The following is a 23,633-nucleotide window of genomic DNA, read 5'->3' on the forward strand; positions in this document are numbered from 1 at the left end:
TTTGTCATGGATCGATACATGCCTGTCACCGGCATCGACTGTGCTGTCCCATCGTTGCTGATCGATACCGAAGCACCACTGGACGTGCTGCACGAAATTGCGGCCTACCGCATCCGCACCGCAACTCAACTGCTGGAAAGCTTTGCCCTCAGCGAAGGCGTTCACAGCGATTTAGCGCGGGTACTGGTAACCTCGTTACGCGACGGCTGTGATTTGTTGGATGTCGTTGGACGACGATTGCAGATGCAGCGATCGGCTTAGGAACACCGGTGCAGCCAGAACGAACAAGGGCGCCGTTTGGGCGCCCTTTGATAAACAGGTACGAAAAACGGTATGTCAGGCAACATCCTTTTCAACTGAACCACCACCCTCGCGGCTCGTCGCGCGCGCACCCTGCTGTTTGATCACGGACAACATCAGCGCCAATACCGCGCACAGCAACAGTGTCTGTCCCAACGCCTGCCCCCAGGCAGCAAGCATCAGCCCGCCTCCGATCAACAGGTAATACAACAATCCAAACAACGCTCCCGCCGTGCCCAGTCGATCACCATAGCGGACCAGGGCCGAGCCGAGGATGTTAGGGATCGCCATGCCGAACGCCAGCACCACCAGCAGCATGGGCAGGACAAACAAAGCGCTTTGCTCCAGCAGCAACACGCCGCTTGCGCCCAGCAACATCACCGCTGCGGCCACCTGGATCAGTTGCGGGCCGCTCAGTCCTCGTCGCAACAGGCGCTTGTTGAGCCAGGCGCCAAGGCCGGAGCCCAAGGCCAGGATAACGCCGCTATAGCCGAACCATTGCGCACTCAAGTCCAGTCGCTGGAACACGAAGGGGCCGAGGCTGTAGTAGCTGAACAACGCAATATTGAACAGTGCCACCAACAGCGTCGAACGCCAGATGTCGCGATCGCGCAACATTTGCCCCAGCGTCTCGAGCAGAGCCGGTGCCGTTAACGACTGCGGCCGGGTTTCGGGCAGGGTCCGCTGGCACCACAACAACAGCCCCAGGGACAACAGCAACAGGCATCCCAACACGCCCCGATAACCGAAGACTTGCACCAGACTCGCTCCGGTGAACAAGCCAATCGCCGGGCTGGCCGCCAGCGCGATGCCCATCACCGAAAACACCTGTGCCAACTCTGCCCCCTTGAATCGGTCACGCAGTACGGTTTGCGTCACGACCGAGCCCACCGCCGCCCCAAATGCGGCCAGCGCCTGGGCCATCAACAGGGCATTGAAGGTGCTGACACTGAGCGCCAGCACCGAAGCCCCGGCGTACAACGCCAATCCGGCAAGCATCGATGGTCGACGACCGATCCGGTCGCACATCCGGCCCCACACCACCACACCGAACGCGAAGGCCAGGAAATACACCGACAAGGTTTGCGCCGCTTGCTGCGGTCCGACGGCAAACGTCCGGCCGATGTCCGCCAGCGCCGGGCTGTAGAGGGTTTGGGCGATCTGCGGAAACATCAACAAGGCGACCGCCAACACCAACAGGTTTCTGCAATTCATCACGACTTCACTCTTCAGGGAAAACCAGTGAGCAGCTTAAAAAGCCGTGATTGACGTATTATCGAAACCAGGACAACTAATCGATGGAATCGGACAAACATGGCCTGGCTCGATGCCCACGCACGATTCAATCCCGACAGCTACCCGGCACCGGTCATAGGCATCGCCGCGACCCTTGGCGATCACGATTCGGGCATTCATCGACATCAGCGCGGGCAACTGTTGTTCACGCGACAGGGCTGCACCCGAATTACCCTCGCGCAGCAGTTGTGCCTGCTGCCGCCCTCCCGCGCCGCATGGATTCCGTCGGGCATTGCCCACCGCGCCGTGATGCAACAGAGCGTCGACTACCGTTCGGTTTACCTGATACCCGCGTTATGTGCGGACCTGCCGCGACAGGTCTGTGTGATTGAGGTCAGCCCATTGTTGCGGGCGGTGCTGGAGTCGATAGCCGATGCCGACTTCGACACCGACTGGCGCCAGGGTAAATTCAAACATTTGCTGGGGTTGTGCCTGAGCGAAATTCGCGACGCCGCGCAGCACCCCATGTTGTTGCCGCTGCCTTGGGACAAACGCCTGGCGCCTCTGCTCGCCACTGTCGAGCAACTGCCGCCGCCACTGCAGACTCTGCAGGAACAGATCGGCGCCAGCGGCCGCACCATCGGGCGGATCTTCCAGCGTGAAACCGGCATGAGCTATCAGCAATGGCGCCAACAATGGCGGTTGATGCGCGCCATCGAACTGCTTTCGACCGGTCGCAACATCGGTTACAGCGCGTTCGAACTCGGCTTTGCCAGTGACAGTGCGTTTATCAAGTTCTTCAAGGACATGACCGGCATCACCCCTGGGGCGTGGTTGAAATGAACACCGGACAGCCGGCAGCAAAAATCATTTGCGACCAAATATGACATGCATCATATTACGTACGTAATTAAATGATTTTCCCACAGGTGATTCTCCATGACCAGCATGCCCACCGTTGAGCCCGACCTTGCTGTCCCGGTGAACACTTCCAAGCCTCTGCTCAAACGCCTGCTCCTGCCGACACTGGGCATCGCCGCGTTGGTACTGGCCGGCATGTACGCCACGCACTGGTGGACCAGCGGCCGATTCATCGAGGAAACCGACGACGCCTACATCGGTGGCGACGTGACGGTAATCGGGCCGAAGGTGGCGGGTTACATCGATGAAGTGCTGGTGACCGACAATCAGCAGGTCAAGGCCGGCGATGTGCTTATCCGCCTTGATTCGCGCGACTACCGCGCCAACCTGGCCAAGGCCGACGGTGCTGTGGCGGCTGAAGAAGCCTTGCTCGCCAACCTCGACGCCACCGAACAACTGCAACAAGCCGTCATTGGCCAGGCCCGCGCCGGCATCGATGCCGCCGGTGCCGAAACCGCCCGTTCGCGCGATGACGATGCACGCTACAAAAAACTGGTAAGCACCAACGCCGTCTCGGTGGAAAGCGCGCAACGGGCCAACGCCACCTTCAAGACCGCCCAGGCCCAAAGCAACCGCGCCCAGGCTGAGCTGTTGGCGGCGCAACGGCAGTTGAACGTGATCGCCACGCAGAAACAACAAGCTCGCGCTGCCCTGATTCAGGCCCGTGCCGAGCGCGATCTGGCGCAGTTGAACGTCGGCTACACCGAACTTCGCGCGCCGGTGGATGGGGTGATCGGTAATCGACGGGCACGGGTTGGCGCTTATGCCCAGGCCGGTTCGCAATTGCTGTCGGTCGTACCCTCCAGCGGCTTGTGGGTCGATGCCAATTTCAAAGAGGATCAACTCGCACGCATGGTGCCGGGGCAGCGGGTCATCATTCACGCCGACGTGCTCTCGGGGCAGGTGTTCCACGGTCATCTGGACAGCCTCGCACCCGCCAGCGGTTCACAGTTCAGCGTGCTGCCACCGGAAAACGCCACCGGCAACTTCACCAAGATCGTCCAGCGGGTACCGGTGCGCATCCATCTCGACCCGGCTGACAGCGTGCTCGGCCACCTGCGCCCCGGCCTGTCGGTCACCGCCGAAGTGGACACGCGCAAGGAGCCTGAAACACCAGCCGTGGCCAGCGCGCCATGAGCCGCGCCCTCGCCGCCCCGACACAACCGTTCAACGCCGCGAGCATGGCGACGGCGACCAAGGTTTTCGCCTTCGCCAGCATGTGCATCGGCATGTTCATTGCGCTGCTGGATATCCAGATTGTCTCGGCGTCGTTGCGTGACATCGGCGGCGGGCTCTCCGCCGGCACCGATGAAACCGCCTGGGTGCAAACCAGCTACCTGATCGCCGAAATCATCGTGATCCCCCTCTCCGGCTGGCTGTCCCGGGTGTTCTCCACACGCTGGCTGTTCTGCGCCTCAGCAGTGGGCTTTACCCTGACCAGCCTGCTCTGCGGTGCGGCCTGGAACATCCAGAGCATGATCGCCTTCCGCGCCCTGCAAGGGTTTCTCGGCGGTTCGATGATCCCGCTGGTGTTTACCACGGCGTTCGTTTTCTTCACCGGCAAGCAACGGGTGATCGCTGCTGCAACCATCGGCGCGGTGGCGTCCCTGGCCCCGACCCTGGGGCCGGTGATCGGTGGCTGGATCACCGATATATCGTCCTGGCACTGGCTGTTCTACATCAACCTGGTACCGGGGATTTTTGTGGCCGTGGCGGTGCCGATGCTGGTGAAGATCGACCAGCCTGAACTGTCGCTGCTCAAGGGCGCCGACTATCTAAGCATGGTGTTTCTGGCGCTGTTCCTCGGCTGCCTGGAATACACCCTCGAAGAAGGCCCACGCTGGAACTGGTTCAGCGACCGCACGATCCTGACCACAGCGTGGATAAGCGGCTTGGCCGGCCTGGCCTTTATCGGCCGCACCCTGCACGTGTCCAACCCGATCGTCGACTTGCGCGCCCTGAAAGACCGCAACTTCGCCCTCGGCTGTTTCTTCTCCTTCGTCACTGGCATCGGCCTGTTCGCGACCATCTACCTGACACCACTGTTCCTCGGCCGGGTACGTGGCTATGGCGCGCTGGACATTGGTCTGGCGGTTTTCTCCACCGGTGTGTTCCAGATCATGGCGATTCCGCTGTACGCCTTTCTGGCCAACCGCGTCGACCTGCGCTGGATCATGATGACCGGCCTTGGCTTGTTTGCCTTGTCGATGTGGGATTTCAGCCCGATCACCCATGACTGGGGGGCCAAGGAATTGATGCTGCCGCAAGCACTACGCGGGATTGCCCAGCAACTGGCGGTGCCGCCGGCAGTGACATTGACCCTCGGCGGCCTGGCGCACGCGCGGCTGAAACATGCTTCGGGGTTGTTCAACCTGATGCGCAACCTGGGCGGCGCCATCGGCATCGCCGCGTGCGCGACCATCCTCAATGACCGCACCAACCTGCATTTCACAAGGTTGGCGGAGAACCTCAACAGCACCAACGAAGCGCTCAACCAGTGGCTGTCCCAGGTCGGCCACAACTTCGCCGCCCTAGGCCAGAGCGGCGATGTGGGTGTCACCGCCAGCCTGCGTCAGCTCTGGCTGCTGACCTACCGCGAAGCGCAGACACAAACCTATGGCGATGCGTTCCTGATGATCATGGTCTGCTTCATCATCGCCACAGCGATGGTGCCCTTGATGCGCAAGGTGCAACCACCGGCTGCGCCGAGTGCCGATGCGCATTGATGTGTTTGATAGCAGTTTGAGTCAGTTGTCATTATTAGACACCTATGCAGAATCTATCGACATCCCCCACGCTAACTTTTGCGATCTCACTTCGCTCAGTACTCGATGACACTTCGTTTTAAGCAGACAACTAAGGCAGCGGTGAAATGAGGCCATCCTATTTATTGTCAATTATCAATCTGCAAAACAGGGATAAACATTAAAAACCAAGGCTTCGTCGCCGCCATAAATTCACAAATCCGAGAAAGTAAAAAATAGGCGGCAAGCGAACTCCTCTGCCCACTCTAAAACTCACAACCCTACAATAGCCTTTAGATACCCGACAGCTTTGGCAGATACGGCTATATTTACTGCAACAACGGGAATCAATAATACCACTTTAGCAGGTAGCGAGATCTCCAGACCGAACAGTGACGGAATGAAAAATACCGCCCACGTCAGCCATATGGCTGAGTTGAACCATAAAAATGTCGAGAAAAACTCTACCATCGTCCTCATCCTCACTTAATGCGCCGCCAGCCTCAAGCCCACAGATCTATGAACACACCGTATAAGTGAGATGTGTTCGCAATATACAGCGGCATTACATCATTTGCTGCGCCTGTTCAGCGCTCAATGCAGATTCAGAACACTCTTACAACGTCCTACAGAAACGTCCTCAGATGATTGTCGATGGCTTCATCCTCGCCACAGCGATGATGCCCTTGATACGCAAGGTACAACCGCCGGCTGCGCCGAGTGCGGAGGGTCATTGAGTTCGCGTGGAATTTTTTTGATGGGGCTCGCGGTGCGCCTTCAGGCTGGATGAGCAGAAAATTACTTTGCTCCCTAATCTGTTGAATGTAGAGCACTACGCCTCTAATCATGATGCAACCTGTCAACTCTGACAGTAGCCGATTAAATCATAGTAGGGCTTACTTGAATGGCAATGAGTGCTTGAACCAATCGACTTGATTATAAGGAGCAGGACGATGAACGAACGCACTGTGGATCTCATCGACAAGACCGATTTTGAAGATTTAAAATGGAATAATTGGAAAAAAGTCGCGCCAAACCAACCTGGCGAGATCATTAGCAGAGATGAAAATTACTGCGTGTCGTTCGCCATTTCAGAAATTTTGAACACGACCCTGACCAAATCCTGGGCGTTGAAACCCGACACCTATTACATGCTTTCATTCTCACTCCAAACGCCGAATGAAAATAACCGTTACTCAATCAAGTGGAACGATCGCGATTTAGAAGAGAAAACACTCATCCCCGTCGGCAACACTTGGAAAACCGAAAGCGTGGTCTTTAAAACAAGTCCTGTCGGATTTCCACCCGAAGACACCATTGAACTGACGATCGAGCGGGAAACGGCTGATAATTTAGTGCTGCTCGATGATCTGGCACTATACGACCTTAACTGATGCAACACCCATCAAGCCCTTCACGCTTGACTACGGTAGCACCAAACCTTCGGCGACGCGGGTCTGATGATCATGGTCTGCTTCATCATCGCCACGGCGATGGTCCCCTTGATGCGCAAGGTACAACCACCGACCGCGCCGAGTGCCGATGCGCATTGAGGCTCGGCACCCGTGCTCAAGATCAGGCCTGAGGCATTTTGCGAAAGCCCACCGCCAGCCGGTTCCAGCTGTTGATGGTGCTGATGGCTACGGTCAGGTCGACCATTTCCTTGGGCGTGAACTGGGCGCTGACCACTTCGTAGTCTTCGTCCGGGGCGTGGGTCAGGCTCAGCTGGGTCAGCGATTCGGTCCAGAGCAGCGCGGCGCGTTCACGGTCGGTGAAGAACGGAGCCTCGCGCCAGGCCGTTACGGCGAACAGGCGACGCGGGGTTTCGCCGCCCTTGATCGCGTCGGCGGTGTGCATGTCGATGCAGAAGGCGCAGCCGTTGATTTGCGAAGCGCGCAGCTTGACCAGTTCGATCAGGGTCTTTTCCAGCGGCAACTTGGAGACGGCGCTTTCCAGGGCGATCATGGCTTTGAGAGCGTCAGGGGAAGCGGTGTAGAAATCGATACGTGGTTGCATTGGCATGCTCCTGGGCAAGTGGGTGTGTCACTAAGTTAGCCCTACGACCGGCATGCACAAATAGCCAATCCTGCAGAAGTCGAGGAGGCCAATGACCCGCGTAACGGCCATCTCCCCATCAAACCCGACTGCGCAACCACTTCAAAAACCCTTTTTTCTGCACAACGACGGGTACATCCGCGATCAGTGACTGTGCCTTGTTCAGGCGGAAATCCAACAAGGTTTTCATCGCATCGTTGATGTCCTGGCGGGCATCCAGGCAGGGTTTGAGGTACTGCTTTTCGATGCGATAAAGCGTGCAAGGGGTTTTCGCGGCGAATTGAGCGGGCAGCGAGCTGTCGGTCAGGATACCGGCCTCGCCGATCACCTCCCCCGGCCCCATGCGTCCGGATTCGATGGGCGTACCGTGACGGTTCAGCGTGACCGAAACCACCCCGGACTCGATGATGAACAAGTGATCGCTGACCTCCCCTGCATCCAGTATCGTCTCGCCGGTGCGGAAGGTTTGCAGGGACATGTTCTGGCTGAACGTCTCTTTCTCTTCCTGGCGCAGGGTGGAGAAAATCGGCGAGCTGTCGAGCAGCGCCCGTGGTCGGGTGTGATCGCTCGACGGGGTGGGTTCCACGCTCGACAGCAAATGGATTCCGGACGCCTGCAAATGCCGGTACGCCAGGTCGAACAGTTGATTGCGTACCGTGCGCTTTTCGCTCATCGAGGCGACAAACCCGCTGATTTCGTATTCGGCGCCAGCGGCGTTGGAGCTTTTCAACGCCACCTTGGCGCCGGGTGTACTCAACAACGTTCGGCAGCCCTGCATCGCTCGCTCAAGGGCATCGATCACGGTCTGCGGACGGACATGGGGGCTGACCTGCAAGCTGATCGAAAGGCCGAACATATCGCTGGGTCGGCTGAAGTTGGTGATCTTGGCCTTGGCCGCCAGCGAGTTGGGAATCACGATCATGCTGCCCTGGGAGGTCTGCAGCCGCGTGGCCCGCCAATCGATATCGATGACCCGGCCTTCGGTGCCGTCGATGGCGATCCAGTCATCCAGTTGATAGGGTTTGGTGGTGTTCAGGACGATCCCGGAAAATACGTCGCTGAGGGTGCTTTGCAAGGCCAGGCCGACGATGATCGCCAAGGCGCCGGAGGTGGCCAGTACGCCTTTGACCGGCAGATTGAGCACGTAAGCCAGGGCTGCGATGACCGCGACCAGGAAAATCACCGCACCCAGCAGGTCCTGCAGCAGTCGCCCGGTGTGTCCTACCCGCTGCATCATTCCCGCACCGATCAGCACGGTCAGGGTGCGCGCAGCGAACAGCCACCAGCCGATCTGCAACCCGGTGGCCGCCAGATGCAACGGCACGTTGTCGACCCAGGGCGCAGGTTCCAGTGGATTCATGCCTTCGTTGAACAGCACCAGGCTGAACAGCGAGAAAATCACCACCCGCACCAGCAGTTTCACGTTGTGGCCACGGGTACCGATCAAGCGCCACAACACCAGATCGGTCAGGATCAGGACCAGGGCGCAAATCAGCGGATGTTCGGTTAGTAGGGACAGCATCAAGCAGCTCCGGCACGGGACAATGTGCAAAAGATCGCACACATTGGCCAGAGTGTAGGAGCAATTGATGCTTTCAGAACACCGTAGGAGCGAGCATGCTCGCGAAAAACCTGAGAGCACCACGGGGCGTCAGGCTCCCCGCGTCATCGTTGACCTCCATCGCGAGCATGCTCGCTCCTACAGGGGGAGATTCTTCCTGGTTACTTGGTCAACGTGCTGTAGCTGGTCATCAGGTTGCGGTAGTCCGGGATGTGGTTGGAGAACAAGGTCCCCAGGCCTTCCACATCGTTGCGCCAGTCGCGGTGCAGCTCACAGGCCAGGCCGAACCAGGTCATCAGCTGCGCGCCAGCGGAGGACATGCGATTCCACGCCGATTCACGGGTCAGCTCGTTGAAAGTACCGGAAGCATCGGTGACGACAAAGACATCGAAGCCTTCGGCCAGCGCCGAGAGTGCCGGAAACGCTACACACACTTCAGTCACCACACCGGCGATGATCAATTGCTTCTTGCCGGTGGCCTTGATCGCCTTGACGAAGTCTTCGTTGTCCCAGGCATTGATCTGACCGGGGCGTGCAATGTACGGGGCATCCGCAAACAACGCCTTGAGCTCGGGCACCAGCGGGCCGTTGGGGCCGGTTTCGAAACTGGTGGTGAGGATGGTCGGCAGCTTGAAGTACTTGGCCAGGTCGGCCAGGGCCAGCACGTTGTTCTTGAACCGGTCCGGGTCGATGTCGCGCACCAGCGACAGCAGGCCTGTCTGATGATCCACCAACAGAACGGCGGCGTTGTCCTTGTCGAGACGTTTGTAGGAAGTTGTCATGGCAGTAGTCCTCGCGTGTTATCGATGCCGAAAAAAGTCGGCGTGGGTGTCCCGGTTAGCGCTGCGAATCCAGCACTTCATGTTCGTTCGCCACTTGTTGAGCCTTGAGGTAGCTCTCGATCAACAATTGATAATGCGGCATGGCCTGGGCATAGACAGCGGCCCACTGCTCGGCGTCCGGACGGTTCCATGAGCCTTGCAGCTCAGAGAGCGTAGCCATGATGTCGATCGGCACCACCCCGGCCTGGGCCAGACGGGCAACTGTCAGATCAGTGGCCAATTTGGAGTGATTACCCGAGGCATCGACCACGGCAAACACTTTGTAGCCTTCATGCACCGCCGCAATGGACGGAAACGCCAGGCACACGCTGGTCAGGGTGCCGGCGATCACCAGGGTTTTCTTGCCGGTGGCCTTCACCGCCGCGTGAAACTGCGGGTTGTCCCAGGCATTGATTTCGCCCTTGCGCGCCACGTATTGGGCATGCGGTGCAGCCTCGTGGATTTCCGGAATCAGCGGCCCGTTCGGCCCTTGCGGCACGGAAGCGGTGGTGATCACCGGCATCTTCAGCAAGGTGGCCGCCTTGGCCAGGGCAATGGCGTTGGCGCGCAGTTGCGGTACATCCATGTCCTTGACGATCTGGAACAGCCCGCTCTGGTGATCGATCAACAGCATGGCGCTGTCATTGGGGTCGATCGTCGGTTTCTGGCCATTGAAGTTGGCCGCATTGACGGTGTTCATCAGTGTTTCCTCTTTTTGACAGGCAACAGCCATCCCTGGCCTGGGAACCGGCCTACTCATCCTGTGTAGAGCGGGTTGTTGACGCGAAACGGATTAACCGTGCATCCGGCCGAAGCGACCGGACTGGAAGTCGGCGAACGCCTGGTGAATTTCTTGCTCGGTGTTCATCACGAACGGACCGTGACCGACAATCGGCTCGTCGATCGGTTCGCCGCTGAGCAGCAGCACCACCGCGTCCTCGCTGGCTTGGAGGGTCATCTGATCGCCCTTGCGGTCGAACAAGGCCAACTGCCCTTGACGCACCGACTCCAGGCCGTTGACCTCAATCGTGCCGCGCAACACCACCAGTGCGGTGTTGCGTCCTTCATGCAGATCCAGCGTGAGCAACTTGCCGGCATTCAGGCGCAGGTCCCAGACGTCGATTGGGGTAAAGGTGCGCGACGGCCCTTTGTGGCCTTCAAATTCACCGGCGATCAAGCGCAAGCTGCCGGCGTTGTTTTTCAAGGCAATGCTCGGGATGTCGCCATCGAGAATGGTTTGGTAACCGGCGTCGGCCATTTTGTCCTTGGCCGGCAAGTTGACCCACAACTGCACCATTTCCAGGGTGCCACCACTCTTGGCGAAGCCTTCGGAATGAAACTCTTCATGGAGAATCCCCGAGGCCGCGGTCATCCATTGCACGTCGCCGGGGCCGATCTTGCCGCCACTGCCGGTGGAGTCGCGGTGTTCCAGTTCGCCCTTGTAAACGATAGTCACGGTTTCGAAACCCCGGTGCGGATGCTGACCAACGCCACGTCGCCCGGTGGTCGGGGTGAATTCAGCGGGGCCGGCGTGATCCAGCAGCAGGAACGGGCTGATGTGCTTGCCCAGGTTGTCGTAGGAAAACAGCGTGCGAACCGGAAAACCGTCGCCGACCCAATGGGCCCGTGGGCTGGTGTAGATACCGATGATGTTTTTCATGGTGTCTCCTGATGAGGTGGGTAAAGCCATGGACAGAGCTTAAAACCGTGACCTTTGCTGCGCTAGACTGCAAAAATCAGCTTTAGCGTTCTATCTGGAGAACGATGGTGGAAGACCTCAACACCCTCTACTACTTCACCCAAGTGGTGGAACATCAGGGTTTCGCAGCGGCCGGGCGGGCCCTGGACATGCCCAAGTCCAAGCTCAGCCGACGCATTGCCGAACTCGAAGAACGCCTCGGTGTACGGTTGCTGCATCGCAGCAGTCGCCATTGTTCACTGACTGAAATCGGCCAGGCTTATTACCAGCGCTGCCTGGCGATGCGGGTGGAGGCGGAAAGCGCCGCCGAACTGATCGAACGTAACCGCTCAGAGCCTCAGGGCGTGGTGCGCATCAGTTGTCCGACGGCGTTGCTCAACTCCTGGGTCGGGCCGATGCTGACCCGCTACTTGCTCAAGTATCCGCTGGTGGAGTTATTCATCGAGAGCACCAACCGCCGGGTCGATTTGATCCACGAGGGTTTCGACATCGCCCTGCGGGTGCGTTTTCCACCGCTGGAAAACACCGACATGGTGATGAAGGTGCTGGGCAACAGCACCCAGAGCGTGGTGGGCAGTCCGGCCTTTTTGTCACGCCTGTCGACGCCTGCCTCACCGGCCGACCTCAGTGGCTTGCCGAGCCTGCACTGGGGGACGGTACAACGCGAATATCAGTGGGAATTGTTCGGCTCCGATGGCAGCAGCGCGATGATCAGGCACGCGCCGCGGATGGTCACCGATGACCTGTTGGCCTTGCGTCACGCGGCGATAGCCGGCATCGGGATTGTCCACCTGCCCAGCGTGGTGGTGCGTGATGAGATCGCCGCCGGCCAGTTGGTCGAACTGGTGCCGGGCTGGGCACCCAAAAGTGGCGTCATCCATGCGATCTTCCCGTCGCGCCGTGGCCTGCTGCCATCGGTGCGTACCTTGATCGACTTTCTTGGCGAGGAGTTCAGCCGCAGCGATATTGCCTGAAAGCAGCGGCAAGCTTTCAGCTACAAGCGGCCAACTGATTGAGGGGTAGCGGAGATTTTATTTTTGGCATAATATTTTTGAAGATTACAATCATAATATTTTCTTGCCTGAGGATCTGTACATGCAAAGCCCAAACCGCGAGGCCACGCTCGCCCAATGGATCGCTCAGGAACAGGCCATGCGCGCGCGCCTGGCCGGGCCTGGCAGCTTGTCCCTGGCCGAAGTCAGCGCGCTGTCGCCCGCCGAGTTTTTCGACGGCATCGGCAACGGCGAACTGCCCTCGCCGCCCATTGGCACACTGATGGATTTCATCCCGATTGAATGGTCCGCCGGGCTGTTCGTCTTTCAGGGCACTCCGGATTCGCGGCATTACAATCCGCTGGGCACCGTGCACGGCGGCTATGCCGCGACCCTGCTGGATTCGTGCATGGGTTGCGCGATTCATACGCAACTGAAAAAAGGCCAGGGTTATACGACGCTGGATCTGCGCATCAGTTATGTCCGTGCGTTGAATAGCGCCAGCGGACCGGTGCGGGCCGAGGGCAAGATCGTGCATTTGGGGCGTTCGACAGCGTTGGCCGAGGGGCGGATTTATGATGTGGATGGGCGGTTGTATGCGACGGGATCGACGACTTGCATGATTCTTGAGGCGCGGGGGTAAGCTCCGAAACCGAGTCGCTCCCTTCGCGAGCAAGCCCGCTCCCACAGGGAATATGCGGTGTACGCAAATCCAATGTGGGAGCGGGCTTGCTCGCGAAGGCGTCAGACTAGACACCCTCAATTCTCCAGACTGCCCCCGATTCTTGACTGACGGTAAACATTGCTTTGCCCACCCAGCGGTTTTTCTCACGGATGCAGGCGCGGATACTCGCGGCCATTCCCACTGCAACCTCTGGAGTCATTCATGTCTATCCCCGCTTTCGGCCTGGGTACTTTCCGCTTGCAAGGCCAGGTAGTCATCGATTCGGTGTGCACCGCCCTGGAACTGGGTTACCGGGTCATCGACACTGCGCAAATCTACGAAAACGAAGCTGAAGTCGGCGCAGCCATCGCCGCCAGCGGTGTTGCCCGTGAAGACCTGTTCATCACCAGCAAGATCTGGGTCGCCAATTTCGCCAGGGATCGCCTGATCAACAGCCTCAAAGAGAGCCTGCGCAAATTGCAGACCGACTACCTGGACCTGACCCTGATCCATTGGCCGTCGCCGGAAGATCAGGTGCCAGTCGAAGAATTCATGGGCGCCTTGCTCGAAGCCAAACACCTGGGCCTGACCCGGCAGATCGGTGTCTCCAACTTCACCGTCGACCTGATGAAACAGGCGATTGCCGCCGTCGGCGTCGAGAACATCGCCACCAACCAGATCGAACTGCACCCCTACCTGCAAAACCGCCAGGTCGTCGAGTTCGCGCAAAGCCAGGGCATCCAGATCACCTCGTACATGACCCTGGCCTACGGTGAAGTGCTCAAGGATCCGGTGATTACGCAGATCGCCGAGCGTCTTCAAGCGACCCCGGCACAAGTCACCCTGGCCTGGGCCCTGCAACTGGGTCATGGGGTGATTCCTTCGTCGACCAAACGCACCAACCTCGCCGGCAACCTCAAGGCCAGCGCCATCACGTTGAGCAATGCCGACATGGCATCGATCGCCAGCCTGGATCGCGGCCATCGCCTGACCAGCCCCAAGGGCCTTGCGCCGGCCTGGGATTAATCAGCCGGGTTTCAAGCCCCAGCCCTGTTCAAGACTGTGGTCCAGGCGCGTCATGGCTTGGTGCAACTGATCGACGGCTGCGTCGATCAGTGAGGCATCGCCCTCGCCACAGGCACGCTCGAGTTGTTCGCAACACGCCACCAGAGCCTGCGCCCGGACCATTTGCGCCCCACCCCTGATGCGGTGCGCCAAATCCTTCAAGCCGTGGTAATTACTGCTGGCATGTTCTTGCAGCAGACGTTCGCGATCATCGCGGTTGGTCACGGCCAGATCTTGCAGCAGTTGAACGATCAGTTCACTGTCAGCCCCCGTGTAGTGTTGCAACCCGCTTATATCGATTTCCGAGCGGGAGGGCGCTTCGGTCTCGCAGGGAAATGTGCTGGCCAACCATGCGCTCAGGTCGACCAATCGAATGGGCTTGAACAGACAATCGTCCATGCCCGCTTCAATACAACGAATTTTCTCCTCGGGTTGCGCGCTGGCGGTGAAGCCCAGAATCACCGTCGGCGGCCCCACCTGGAAGCGCTCCTCATCGCGGATCGCACCCGCCAGTTCATAACCGCTGACCACCGGCATGTTGCAGTCAGTGACGACCAGATCGCAGAGGTGTTCCCGCCATTGCTCGAAACCTTGCTGGCCATCCTCTGCGAGCAGAACCTGGTGCCCGAGGTAACTCAGTTGCCGCGAAAGCAGCAACCGATTGGCCGAGTAATCGTCCACCACCAGAATCGTCAGCGCCCGGGTCCTTGCCGGCGATTCGCCCGGCGCCATTTCAGTGGCGGGCAACGCGTGCAATGCCAGCAGTTCTAGGCTGATGTCCAACCGGGTGCCGCGCCCCAGGACGCTGGCGAGTTGCAAGCGCCCGCCCATCATTTCGCACAGCGTGCGGCTGATCACCAGCCCCAGGCCGGAGCCCTGTCGGTTTGATGCCTGACGGTTTGCGGCCTGCACGAACGGACTGAACAGGCGTTGCTGGTCAAAGGCGCTGATACCGCTGCCGCTGTCAGTGATACACACACTGACCGCGACTCGGTCCGGCGACGCGGGCACGACCCGCAACCTCAGGCTGACCTCGCCTTTGTGGGTGAACTTGATGGCATTGCTCAGCAGATTGGACAGCACCTGCTTGAAACGCGTGGGGTCGATCAACACATCGCGGTCGCTGTGCTCGTCCAGGTCGATCCGCCACTGCAGGTTCTTCTGCCGGGCCAGGCCTTCAAAGACCCGGCACACCGACACCACCAGCGCCTGCAGATTGGCCCGCTCCGGGGTCAGCGACAAATGCCCGGACTCGATACGCGCAATGTCCAGAATGTCGCCGATCACGGCCAGCAACTGTTGCCCGGCATTTGACGCCACCTCGATGGCCGCGCGGTCGGTAACGCCCTCATCGGCGCTTTTCAGCGCCAGTTCAAGCATGCCGATCAGGGCATTCATCGGCGTGCGGATCTCATGGCTCATGGTCGCCAGGAACGTGGTCTTGGCCCGGTTGGCATCGTCGGCTGCGTCCTTGGCCTCCTGCAATCGGGCAAGCCATTGCTGGCGCTGACGGATTTGCCGGCGCTGCCAGGCGATCCAGGCCAGGGCGAGCAAGAGCAAGGCACCGGCGGCCGCGAACGCCTGGAAAATGCTCTGGCGATGACGCAGCCAATAGCTCTGCTCCACCATCAGGTCATTGCGCCAAGGCATGATCAGCTCGTCGATTTCTTCCGGGGGGATACTGAGCAAGGCCTTGTCCAGGATCGAATGCAACTCGGTGGCGTCGCGACCGGTCGCCAGGGTACTGCGCGCGGGATCGGTGCCCACCGTGCTGGTGACCTGGAGGCGATCTCGGTACTGCCGGGATATCAGGTAACGGGCGCTGATCAATGAGTTGATGCCACCCTGTGCCTTGCCTTGGGCGACCATTTCCATGGCATCGGCCGACAGTGGCGCATCCACACAACGGATCAACGGAAAGTGTTGGCGAATGAACTCGCCAGCGATATTGCCCTGGGTCAGCGCCAGGGTTTTTCCGGCCAGATCATCCAGGGTCCTGGGGCTGTCCGGCGCCAGGCGCGTCACCAGCACGGAAGGGCTGGTCAGAAACGCCCGGGTAAACAGCAAGTCTTCCTCACGCAGGGAACTCAGGCCGATGCCGGCCAGCACATCGACCTGGCCGCTCTTGATCGCCTGCAGCATCTCGGTCACTGACCGCATGGCCCGGATGTCGAATTGCAAGCCGGTGCGCAGACTGATTTTCGCCAACACATCGACACCGATGCCGCGAAACTTGCCTTCACTGTCCATGAACGTGATCGGCGGGATGTTCTCGTTGATCGCCACACTCACCCGCGGGTGCCGGTCCAGCCAACCCTGTTCGGCCACGCTCAATTGCAGTGATTGCGTGCCCGGCATGGACACCCCGCTCGCGCCCCAGCGTCGCAGGATGTTCATCTGTTCATTGGCTGTTATCGCCGTCAGGGCCTTGTTGACAATGCGCAGCAGCGCCGGGTTGTCGCGGGTCATGGCAAAGGCGAAGCGCCCCGATTCCATGGGCGAGAAGTCAGCCAGCTGAACGTTGTTCAGGTAGTTTTTGCTGATCAGGTAATGAGCGCTGATCGCATCGCCCAGGTAGACATCCGCCTGACCGAAGGCAACTGCGCCGACCGCTGCCAGTGTCGAGGGGAAAAGCTGAACCTGGGCTTTGGGATAGAACCGCTGCACGCTTTGTTCAGGCAAGTAGTGGTAGAGCGTTGCCAGACGCTTGCCGGCCAGTGTCGGGTCCAGAACCTGGGGTGAATCAATGCGGGTCACCAATACCGGCTGATCCACCGCATAGGCGCGGGACATTTGTAATTGCCGGTCCTGGGACTCGTAGCTGTTGGACGTTCCCAGCAGGTCTGCCGCGCCTTGCTTGACGGCTCGAACGGCATCTTCGCGGGATGCATAGCGCCGCACTTCGACCTCCACCTGCAGCATCTGCCGAAGCAGATCGGCGTAGTCGGCCGTCACCCCCTCCAGCGCGTGATCGGTGGTGATGTCGAAAGGTGGATAATCCGGGGCTGAAACGGCGAGCACCAAACGGGCTTTTTGCTGCAACCAGCGCGAATCGGCTGCCGACAACTGCAGCACCTGGCCTTCCACGCTGGAACGGCCCAGCAGCGTCAATGTTTGCGGCTGCGCAAAGACACTCGATACCCCCAGGCAAAGAGCCAACAGCAGGTATCGAATAGTCTTCATTCAGATCAAATGATGACGCATGGCAAGATCCCGCAGATGCACCGACGACTCCACGTTGAGTTTTTCGGTCAAGCGGGTTTTGTAGGTACTGACGGTCTTGTGGCTCAGGTGCATGATTTCGGCGATAGACTTGTTGCTCGTGCCCCGGGCCAGATGCTGGAAAATGGACAACTCGCGGTCCGAAAGCCTCTCGATCATCTGTTTTTCACTGCGTTGCACCTGGCTCACGGACACCGAGCTCGAGGGCAACCGGGTGAAATAGGTGTAGCCGGCCATCACGGCGTGCACGGCTTTGTGCAAATGCTGCAAATCGTTGGTCTTGGCGACGTAGGCCACGGCACCGGCGCGCATGCAACGATCCTGGAAAAACGCCGGTTCCTGGGCCGTGAACACCACCACCCGGCAGTGCGTCTCTTCCATCTGGATCCGTGCCAGTACATCCAGGCCGTCGAGCTTCGGGATGTTGAGGTCAAGCACCACCAGTTCAGGTTGATGCTCGCGGATCATCGACAAGACTTCGTTCCCGCAGGCCGCTTCGTGGATGCGTTTGTATCCCTCCAGCTTGAGTACGATTTTGACTGCACCGCGAATCACCGGATGATCGTCCACAACCAACGCTGACTTCATGGCAACTCCCTATGCATAAACACGACCTTCGGACACTGACGGTCCATGGGCAAGAACCCGCACTGGACACAGTCGCTGCGCATAGACTCTTGCACGTAAAACCCGATTGAACTACCTGACAGAAATGACAGTCCCGACGAACGGTCGGGGTCGATCGATGATCGCCATCAACCGCTGGATCGTCGCCAGGTCCGGCAGCAAGGCGTGGCTCACCTGCACCTTCTGCCGCTCACAGGCCGCAATGGCGGGGAGCTGCGCGCGCTGGCCATCGAAGATCAGCGCGTGGGCCAGCTGCCCGTTGTCGAGACAGAAATCCAACAGGTCCAGCTTGCCGTGCGCCAGGCCAGCATTGATGACCAGCAGATCGAATGGCTCGCAACCATACTCGACCAGGTTCAGAAGCTCCTCGAGGCTTTGCACCGGCGCCACCCGGAAGTAATCGAGCTGGTTGAGCAGCCGTTCGACTTTCATCCGGTTGAAGTGTTGTTCGTCGGCGATCAGGATGCGTAAGGACTTGCTGGGCAACGTGGCCCCCCGGGTCAGATTGATGAGGGGGTAAGGCTACGGAAGAGCCACGGCGCATTCTGTAGGAAAAATCCGAAATACCGCCCGCTAAGTCTGACGCGGATCATTTCCTACGCCTGCGTGGGAAATGATCACTACCTGCTATTGCCAGCCAAACCGACGAATGTAGAACCCTTTCACCGCCTGGGTCAGGCCCATGTACGCCAGCAGGATGAGCGGCAGGTACAGGAAATACAGCGACGGCAACGCCTGCAGCTTGAAGTAGTGCGCCAGCGGCCCCATCGGCAGGAATATCCCCACGGCCATGATGACCCCGGTCATCACCATCAGCGGCATCGCCGCGCGACTTTGCAGGAACGGGATCTTCGGCGTTCGGATCAAGTGCACGATCAGTGTCTGGGTCAGCAACCCGACCACGAACCAGCCGGACTGGAACAGGGTCTGGTAATCCGGGGTATTGGCGTCGAACACGTACCACATCAGCGCAAACGTGGTGATGTCGAAGATCGAGCTGATCGGCCCGAAAAACAGCATGAACCGACCGACATCCGCCGGCTGCCAGCGCTGCGGTTGCCTGAGCATTTGCTCGTCGACGTTATCGAACGCAATGGCGGTCTGCGAAATGTCATAGAGCAGGTTCTGCACCAGCAGGTGCATCGGCAGCATCGGCAGGAATGGAATGAACGCGCTGGCCACCAACACCGAGAAAACATTGCCGAAGTTGGAACTGGCGGTCATCTTGATGTACTTGAGCATGTTGGCGAAGGTCCGCCGCCCCTCCAGCACGCCCTCCTCCAGCACCATCAGGCTTTTTTCCAGAAGGATGATGTCGGCCGCTTCCTTGGCGATGTCCACGGCGCTGTCCACGGAAATCCCGATATCGGCGGTGCGCAGGGCCGCAGCGTCGTTGATGCCGTCGCCCATGAACCCGACCACATGGCCATTGCCCTTGAGCAGGCGGACGATGCGTTCCTTGTGCGACGGCGTCAGTCTGGCGAAGACGTTCGTGCGCTCTACAGCTACCGCCAGTTCAGCGTCACTCATGCGTTCGACGTCGTTGCCCTGCAGCAGGCTTTGTTGCTCCAATCCGACTTCGCGGCAGATCTTCGCCGTCACCAGTTCGTTATCGCCGGTGAGCACTTTCACCGCCACGCCATGGGCCGCCAGTGCCTGGAGCGCCGGCGCCGTGCTTTCTTTCGGCGGATCAAGGAAAGCCACGTAACCGATCAGCGTCAGCGCCTGTTCGTCAGCGAGGCTGTAGCTGTCGCGCCCCTCGGTCATCGGCCGAGCCGCCACCGCGACCACCCGCAGCCCTTCGCCATTTAACGCCGCGGTGACTTGACGAATCCGCGCCAGCAGCGCTTCACTCAGCCCTTCATCCACCACGCCGCGGCGCACCCGGGTGCAGACCGCCAGCACTTCCTCTACGGCGCCTTTGCAGATCAGCAGATGCGGTTGATCACCCACGCCGACCACCACAGACATGCGCCGTCGGGTGAAGTCGAACGGGATTTCGTCGACCTTGCGAAACGCCGTGCCGACCTTCAGTTGCCGGTGAATTTCCACGTGATCGAGCACCGCCACATCCAGCAGGTTTTTCAGGCCGGTCTGGTAGTAGCTGTTCAGATAAGCCATTTCCAGTACGTCATCGCAATCGTTGCCCCAGACGTCGATGCTACGTGCCAGGAAGATCTTGTCCTGGGTCAGGGTGCCGGTCTTGTCGGTGCACAGCACGTCCATGGCGCCGAAGTTCTGGATGGCATCCAGGCGTTTGACGATGACTTTTTTGCGCGCCAGAAATACCGCACCCTTGGCCAGGGTCGAGGTGACGATCATCGGCAGCATTTCCGGGGTCAGGCCGACGGCAATCGACAGTGCGAACAGCAGTGCTTGCGTCCAGTCGCCCTTGGTGAAGCCGTTGATGAACAACACCAGCGGCGCCATGACGAACATGAAGCGAATCAACAACCAACTGACTTTGTTGACCCCGGTCTGGAACGAGGTCGGTGCGCGGTCGGTGGCGCCAACCCGTTGCGCCAGGGCACCGAAATAGGTGCTGTTGCCGGTGGTGAGGATCAGCGCCGTGGCCGTACCGGACACCACGTTGGTGCCCATGAACAGAATGTTGTCGAGGTCCAATGGGCTGACCGTGTCGTTGTCCCGCTGATGCGGGAATTTTTCCACCGGCATCGATTCACCAGTCATGGCCGCCTGGCTGACGAACAGGTCCTTGGCACTGAATACCCGGCAATCGGCGGGAATCATGTCGCCGGCCGACAACAGGATCAGGTCCCCCGGCACCAGTTGCCTGATCGGCAATTCCAAGCGCTGCGCGCTGTTGTTTCCCGGGTCTCGACGCAGCACCGTCGCGGTGTTGCTGACCATTGCCTGGAGCGCATCGGCGGCCTGGTTGGCTTTGCTTTCCTGCCAGAAGCGCAACAGGGTCGAGAGCACCACCATGGAAAAAATCACGCTGGCGGCCTTCATGTCTTCGGTCAGCCAGGAGATGACCGCCAGCAATGTCAGCAGCAGGTTGAACGGGTTCCTGTAGCAGTGCCACAGGTGCGTCCACCACTGCAACGGCTGTTCATGCTCGACTTCATTGAGCCCCCATTGCCCGCGCAATGCCTGGGCTTCAAGTTCGCTCAAGCCGTCGGTGTGGCTGCCCAGGGCGTCCAGCAACGGGCCGCTGTCACTGGACGCGGCGCGGACCAGGGTTAACGCCAGGGTCGGCGGCACCTCACGGCTGACCGTGGTGTCGGTGAAGTTTTCCAGCAGCGCCAGGCGACGGAAATGTCGGGCGATGTGGCGGGTACGCAAGAATCCGGCGAAGAATTCCTTGAGCAGGGTCAGGTTCATGGCGGCGCCCCCAGAGTCAGCCTCGTTTCTGGAGAGTAAACGTAGCGTCGGGGACGGTTGGGGGAATCGCAGGGTTCTTCAGGGACGGTTCAGGATTCAAGCATTGTGGTGTTCTTCAGGGCCTCTTCGCGAGCAGGTCGAATCGTCGCACCGTCGCTCCCACATTAGCCCTGCGAACACAGTTCCATTGTGGGAGCGACGGTGCGACGATTCGACCTGCTCGCGAAGACGTCCTTACAACCGCCAAAAAACTCAGCTGGCTGCCGCCAGGAGCAAATCCACCACCGAACGATGCCCACGGTTTTTCCCATGGTCATACAGCGACCCGGCAATCTCGTCCGCGCGAATCGGCAGGATCGACAGCAACGTGTCGCTCAAGCCATGGCTGGCCTGGCAGAAGCCCTGCATGTAGATGCCGGCCTTGCAGCGCTCATCGGTGATCAATTTGTAGTTGCGATCCACCTCGAAATCACCCAGATACTGTTCCAGCGGGGCCAGCAGCTTGCGGTGCATCTGCCGCTCGTAACCGGTGGCCAGTACCACGGCGTCGTAGTGACGGACCGTGACTTCGCCGGTGGCGTTGTTGCGCACCGCCAGTTCGATGCCATGCTCGGTGGCGCTGGCTTTTTCTATAGTGGTCAGGGTGCGGAACGTATGGCGAGCGATGCCCGAGACTTTCTGCCGGTAGAAAATCCCGTAGATGCGTTCGATCAGGTCGATGTCCACCACCGAATAGTTGGTGTTGTGGTATTCGTTGACCAGGCGCTCACGCTCGCTGCTTTCCTGCTGGAACACCAGATCGGTGAACTCCGGCGAGAACACTTCATTGACGAACGGGCTGTCGTCCGCCGGTTTCAGGGCAGAACCGCGCAGGATCATGTCGACCTGCACCGACGGGAAGCTGTCGTTGAGGTCGATGAAGGCCTCCGCCGCGCTCTGCCCGCCACCGATGATCGCGATGCTCATCGGCTGGTTGTTCACGCACGGCTGCTTGGCCATCTGCGCCAGGTACTGCGAATGGTGGAACACGCGATTGTCGCCCTTGAGCGCCTTGAACGCCTCGGGGATTCGCGGCGTGCCGCCCGCGCTGACCACCACCGAACGGGTGGTTCGCACATGTTGATGTCCAGTGCTGTCGCGAGAAATCACCCGCAGCGCTTCGACTTGCTGGTTGTGCAGCACCGGTTCGATGGTCAGCACTTCTTCGCCATAACGGCTCTGTTTCTCGAATTGCGCGGCCACCCAGCGCAAGTAGTCGTTGTACTCCATGCGGCATGGATAGAACGTGCCCAGGTTGATGAAGTCCACCAGGCGACCGTGAGCTTTGAGGTAATTGACGAACGAATAAGGACTGGTCGGGTTGCGCAGGGTCACCAGGTCCTTGAGGAAGGAAATCTGCAGCTCGCTCTGGGTCGACAGGGTGTTGCCATGCCAGCTGTAGTTGGCTTGCTTGTCGAGAAACAATACATCCAGCTCGCCCTGGGTCGGCCCGCGCTCTTGCAGGGCGATGGCCAGCGCCAGGTTCGAAGGGCCGAAACCGACGCCGATCAGGTCGTGAACGATGGGCGATGCAATTGCCTGTGTCATTTCCAGTGTCCTCTGGATGTACCCCCGAGCGGCGGGGAGATAAGCCTAAGTGACCTGACCGGCCTTGAGCAGGACAGCAGGTCGTCTGTTGATTAGGAACGAGGACAGTGAAATAAAATTTAACAAGAACAGATTTACGCGAGGATCAATGGGCATCCCATTGGCGCATCCGCACCCGGCAATGCTTCATGGCGTTGACGATGTGCTTTTCTACCAACGCCTTGGAGATGCCCAGGTGTTCGGCGATCTGCGGGTGTGACAGGCCTTCGATCTTGCGCAGCAGGAAACTCTCGCGGCACAGTCGCGGCAATTCCGCCAGGGCGCGCTGGAGCATGTCCAGGCGCTGGCCGTGATCGAGGCTGCTGAGGGGCGATGGGCTGAAATAGCGCTCTTCGTTGTCGAGCACCTCCAGCGACTCGACTTGGCGCAACGCATTGCGCCGGTGATCGTCGATCACCAGGTTCAATGCCGTGCGATAAAGGAATGCCCGGGGCTGCTCGATCGGCGTGTCGCTGGAGCGTTCCAGGACTCGCAGATAAGCGTCATGCACCACATCTTCGGCGACCTGACGGTTGCCGAGCTTGGCGTTCAGGAAACACACCAGCTCTCGATAGTAGTTTTCCAACATGACTCCGGCACGGGTGCGGTTTCTGTCCTTGAGCCAAACTATCGACCACAAAAACAGGCAGTGGCACGATAGTGGCAGTTTGAGATGCGTAATTTATAGTAATTCTCATATAGATTTAAAGTGTTGCTTTGTCTTGCCCGACAAATAGTCATGGGCTACCGCAAAC

The 23,633-nt window shown here is 59.4% G+C and carries 20 protein-coding genes and 1 pseudogene; 8 read left to right on the forward strand and 13 right to left on the reverse strand.

The genetic code is table 11. The features are described 5' to 3' along the window. The first annotated feature begins 6 nt into the window (after window positions 1–6). A complete protein-coding gene (locus ACA054_RS23145) occupies window positions 7–261 on the forward strand; it encodes a hypothetical protein (protein WP_497686331.1) in 255 nt (84 codons plus the stop codon). Window positions 262–336: 75 nt separating this feature from the next. Here ACA054_RS23145 and ACA054_RS23150 read toward each other — a convergent pair whose 3' ends face one another. Beyond that, window positions 337–1,515 carry an MFS transporter gene (locus ACA054_RS23150; RefSeq protein WP_497686332.1) on the reverse strand — a complete coding sequence of 393 codons (1,179 nt, stop codon included), beginning with the start codon at window positions 1,513–1,515 and terminating at the stop codon, window positions 337–339. Between the two features lie 99 nt (window positions 1,516–1,614). On the opposite strand from ACA054_RS23150, the gene ACA054_RS23155 reads away from it, so the two are divergent. The 4 genes from ACA054_RS23155 (at window position 1,615) to ACA054_RS23170 (ending at window position 6,595) form a co-directional block, all read left to right on the forward strand. Further along, entirely contained in the window at window positions 1,615–2,379 is a 765-nt protein-coding gene (locus tag ACA054_RS23155; RefSeq protein ID WP_497686333.1) for an AraC family transcriptional regulator, read from the forward strand. Window positions 2,380–2,475: 96 nt separating this feature from the next. Beyond that, complete coding sequence (locus ACA054_RS23160; protein ID WP_497686334.1) at window positions 2,476–3,594, forward strand: HlyD family secretion protein; 1,119 nt, start codon at window positions 2,476–2,478, stop codon at window positions 3,592–3,594. Then, on the forward strand, window positions 3,591–5,183 hold the full coding sequence (locus ACA054_RS23165; RefSeq protein WP_497686335.1) for a DHA2 family efflux MFS transporter permease subunit: 1,593 nt from the start codon (window positions 3,591–3,593) through the stop codon (window positions 5,181–5,183). Before ACA054_RS23160 ends, ACA054_RS23165 begins: the two co-directional genes overlap by 4 nt. A 971-nt stretch (window positions 5,184–6,154) precedes the next feature. Next, window positions 6,155–6,595 (forward strand): hypothetical protein, encoded by a 441-nt coding sequence (locus ACA054_RS23170; RefSeq protein WP_497686336.1) that lies wholly within the window; start codon window positions 6,155–6,157, stop codon window positions 6,593–6,595. 181 nt (window positions 6,596–6,776) lie between these two features. On the opposite strand, the gene ACA054_RS23175 is transcribed toward ACA054_RS23170, so the two are convergent. The 6 genes and pseudogenes from ACA054_RS23175 to ACA054_RS23200 form a co-directional block, all read right to left on the reverse strand. Then, window positions 6,777–7,217: a carboxymuconolactone decarboxylase family protein gene (locus ACA054_RS23175; protein WP_497686337.1), complete on the reverse strand. Its 441-nt coding sequence runs from the start codon at window positions 7,215–7,217 to the stop codon at window positions 6,777–6,779. Between the two features lie 118 nt (window positions 7,218–7,335). Next, window positions 7,336–8,778 (reverse strand): mechanosensitive ion channel domain-containing protein, encoded by a 1,443-nt coding sequence (locus tag ACA054_RS23180; RefSeq protein WP_497686338.1) that lies wholly within the window; start codon window positions 8,776–8,778, stop codon window positions 7,336–7,338. Window positions 8,779–8,854: 76 nt separating this feature from the next. Beyond that, window positions 8,855–8,947, reverse strand: a pseudogene (locus ACA054_RS23185) (outer membrane lipoprotein carrier protein LolA); the annotation flags it as partial. A 31-nt stretch (window positions 8,948–8,978) separates the two neighbouring features. Next, entirely contained in the window at window positions 8,979–9,599 is a 621-nt protein-coding gene (ycaC, locus tag ACA054_RS23190; RefSeq protein WP_497686339.1) for an isochorismate family cysteine hydrolase YcaC, read from the reverse strand. A 55-nt stretch (window positions 9,600–9,654) separates the two neighbouring features. Further along, the gene (locus ACA054_RS23195; protein ID WP_180203652.1) at window positions 9,655–10,338 is read right to left on the reverse strand and encodes an isochorismatase family protein; all 684 of its coding nucleotides are present in this window, start codon (window positions 10,336–10,338) and stop codon (window positions 9,655–9,657) included. Window positions 10,339–10,431: 93 nt separating this feature from the next. Beyond that, entirely contained in the window at window positions 10,432–11,298 is an 867-nt protein-coding gene (locus tag ACA054_RS23200) for a pirin family protein (protein WP_497686340.1), read from the reverse strand. A 104-nt stretch (window positions 11,299–11,402) separates the two neighbouring features. Here ACA054_RS23200 and ACA054_RS23205 point away from each other — a divergent pair, with 104 nt between their 5' ends. The 3 genes from ACA054_RS23205 to dkgB all read left to right on the forward strand — a co-directional run bounded on the left by ACA054_RS23205 (window position 11,403) and on the right by dkgB (window position 14,019). Beyond that, window positions 11,403–12,311: a LysR substrate-binding domain-containing protein gene (locus ACA054_RS23205; RefSeq protein WP_497686341.1), complete on the forward strand. Its 909-nt coding sequence runs from the start codon at window positions 11,403–11,405 to the stop codon at window positions 12,309–12,311. Between the two features lie 121 nt (window positions 12,312–12,432). Continuing rightward, window positions 12,433–12,972 carry a PaaI family thioesterase gene (locus tag ACA054_RS23210; protein ID WP_497686342.1) on the forward strand — a complete coding sequence of 180 codons (540 nt, stop codon included), beginning with the start codon at window positions 12,433–12,435 and terminating at the stop codon, window positions 12,970–12,972. 243 nt (window positions 12,973–13,215) lie between these two features. Beyond that, window positions 13,216–14,019 (forward strand): 2,5-didehydrogluconate reductase DkgB, encoded by an 804-nt coding sequence (dkgB, locus tag ACA054_RS23215; RefSeq protein ID WP_497686343.1) that lies wholly within the window; start codon window positions 13,216–13,218, stop codon window positions 14,017–14,019. Here the strand turns inward: dkgB and ACA054_RS23220 are convergent, their stop codons facing one another. From ACA054_RS23220 to ACA054_RS23245, 6 genes are all read right to left on the reverse strand, one after another. Next, entirely contained in the window at window positions 14,020–17,241 is a 3,222-nt protein-coding gene (locus ACA054_RS23220; protein ID WP_497686344.1) for a transporter substrate-binding domain-containing protein, read from the reverse strand. Beyond that, window positions 17,242–17,868, reverse strand: coding sequence for a response regulator (locus tag ACA054_RS23225; protein WP_497686345.1), 627 nt, complete (start codon window positions 17,866–17,868; stop codon window positions 17,242–17,244). A 111-nt stretch (window positions 17,869–17,979) separates the two neighbouring features. Further along, window positions 17,980–18,393, reverse strand: coding sequence for an ANTAR domain-containing protein (locus tag ACA054_RS23230; RefSeq protein WP_497686346.1), 414 nt, complete (start codon window positions 18,391–18,393; stop codon window positions 17,980–17,982). Window positions 18,394–18,534: 141 nt separating this feature from the next. After that, a complete protein-coding gene (gene mgtA / locus ACA054_RS23235) occupies window positions 18,535–21,252 on the reverse strand; it encodes a magnesium-translocating P-type ATPase (protein ID WP_497686347.1) in 2,718 nt (905 codons plus the stop codon). 252 nt (window positions 21,253–21,504) lie between these two features. Continuing rightward, window positions 21,505–22,839, reverse strand: a complete 1,335-nt coding sequence (locus ACA054_RS23240) for a lysine N(6)-hydroxylase/L-ornithine N(5)-oxygenase family protein (protein WP_497686348.1) — start codon at window positions 22,837–22,839, stop codon at window positions 21,505–21,507. A 145-nt stretch (window positions 22,840–22,984) separates the two neighbouring features. Beyond that, window positions 22,985–23,509 (reverse strand): sigma-70 family RNA polymerase sigma factor, encoded by a 525-nt coding sequence (locus ACA054_RS23245; RefSeq protein ID WP_497690360.1) that lies wholly within the window; start codon window positions 23,507–23,509, stop codon window positions 22,985–22,987. Window positions 23,510–23,633 lie beyond the last annotated feature (124 nt).

Source organism: Pseudomonas sp. LBUM1653, assembly GCF_059716115.1.

Bases quoted from the DNA above. Each gene is read 5' to 3' on its own strand.
- dkgB (WP_497686343.1), top strand. From the start codon at position 13,216: ATGTCTATCCCCGCTTTCGGCCTGGGTACTTTCCGCTTGCAAGGCCAG.
- ACA054_RS23225 (WP_497686345.1), bottom strand. From the start codon at position 17,868: ATGAAGTCAGCGTTGGTTGTGGACGATCATCCGGTGATTCGCGGTGCA.
- ACA054_RS23240 (WP_497686348.1), bottom strand. From the start codon at position 22,839: ATGACACAGGCAATTGCATCGCCCATCGTTCACGACCTGATCGGCGTC.
- ACA054_RS23210 (WP_497686342.1), top strand. From the start codon at position 12,433: ATGCAAAGCCCAAACCGCGAGGCCACGCTCGCCCAATGGATCGCTCAG.
- ACA054_RS23175 (WP_497686337.1), bottom strand. From the start codon at position 7,217: ATGCAACCACGTATCGATTTCTACACCGCTTCCCCTGACGCTCTCAAA.
- ACA054_RS23165 (WP_497686335.1), top strand. From the start codon at position 3,591: ATGAGCCGCGCCCTCGCCGCCCCGACACAACCGTTCAACGCCGCGAGC.
- ACA054_RS23170 (WP_497686336.1), top strand. From the start codon at position 6,155: ATGAACGAACGCACTGTGGATCTCATCGACAAGACCGATTTTGAAGAT.
- ACA054_RS23145 (WP_497686331.1), top strand. From the start codon at position 7: ATGGATCGATACATGCCTGTCACCGGCATCGACTGTGCTGTCCCATCG.
- ACA054_RS23160 (WP_497686334.1), top strand. From the start codon at position 2,476: ATGACCAGCATGCCCACCGTTGAGCCCGACCTTGCTGTCCCGGTGAAC.
- ACA054_RS23155 (WP_497686333.1), top strand. From the start codon at position 1,615: ATGGCCTGGCTCGATGCCCACGCACGATTCAATCCCGACAGCTACCCG.
- ACA054_RS23220 (WP_497686344.1), bottom strand. From the start codon at position 17,241: ATGAAGACTATTCGATACCTGCTGTTGGCTCTTTGCCTGGGGGTATCG.
- ACA054_RS23150 (WP_497686332.1), bottom strand. From the start codon at position 1,515: ATGAATTGCAGAAACCTGTTGGTGTTGGCGGTCGCCTTGTTGATGTTT.
- ACA054_RS23205 (WP_497686341.1), top strand. From the start codon at position 11,403: ATGGTGGAAGACCTCAACACCCTCTACTACTTCACCCAAGTGGTGGAA.
- mgtA (WP_497686347.1), bottom strand. From the start codon at position 21,252: ATGAACCTGACCCTGCTCAAGGAATTCTTCGCCGGATTCTTGCGTACC.
- ACA054_RS23195 (WP_180203652.1), bottom strand. From the start codon at position 10,338: ATGAACACCGTCAATGCGGCCAACTTCAATGGCCAGAAACCGACGATC.
- ACA054_RS23200 (WP_497686340.1), bottom strand. From the start codon at position 11,298: ATGAAAAACATCATCGGTATCTACACCAGCCCACGGGCCCATTGGGTC.
- ACA054_RS23180 (WP_497686338.1), bottom strand. From the start codon at position 8,778: ATGCTGTCCCTACTAACCGAACATCCGCTGATTTGCGCCCTGGTCCTG.
- ycaC (WP_497686339.1), bottom strand. From the start codon at position 9,599: ATGACAACTTCCTACAAACGTCTCGACAAGGACAACGCCGCCGTTCTG.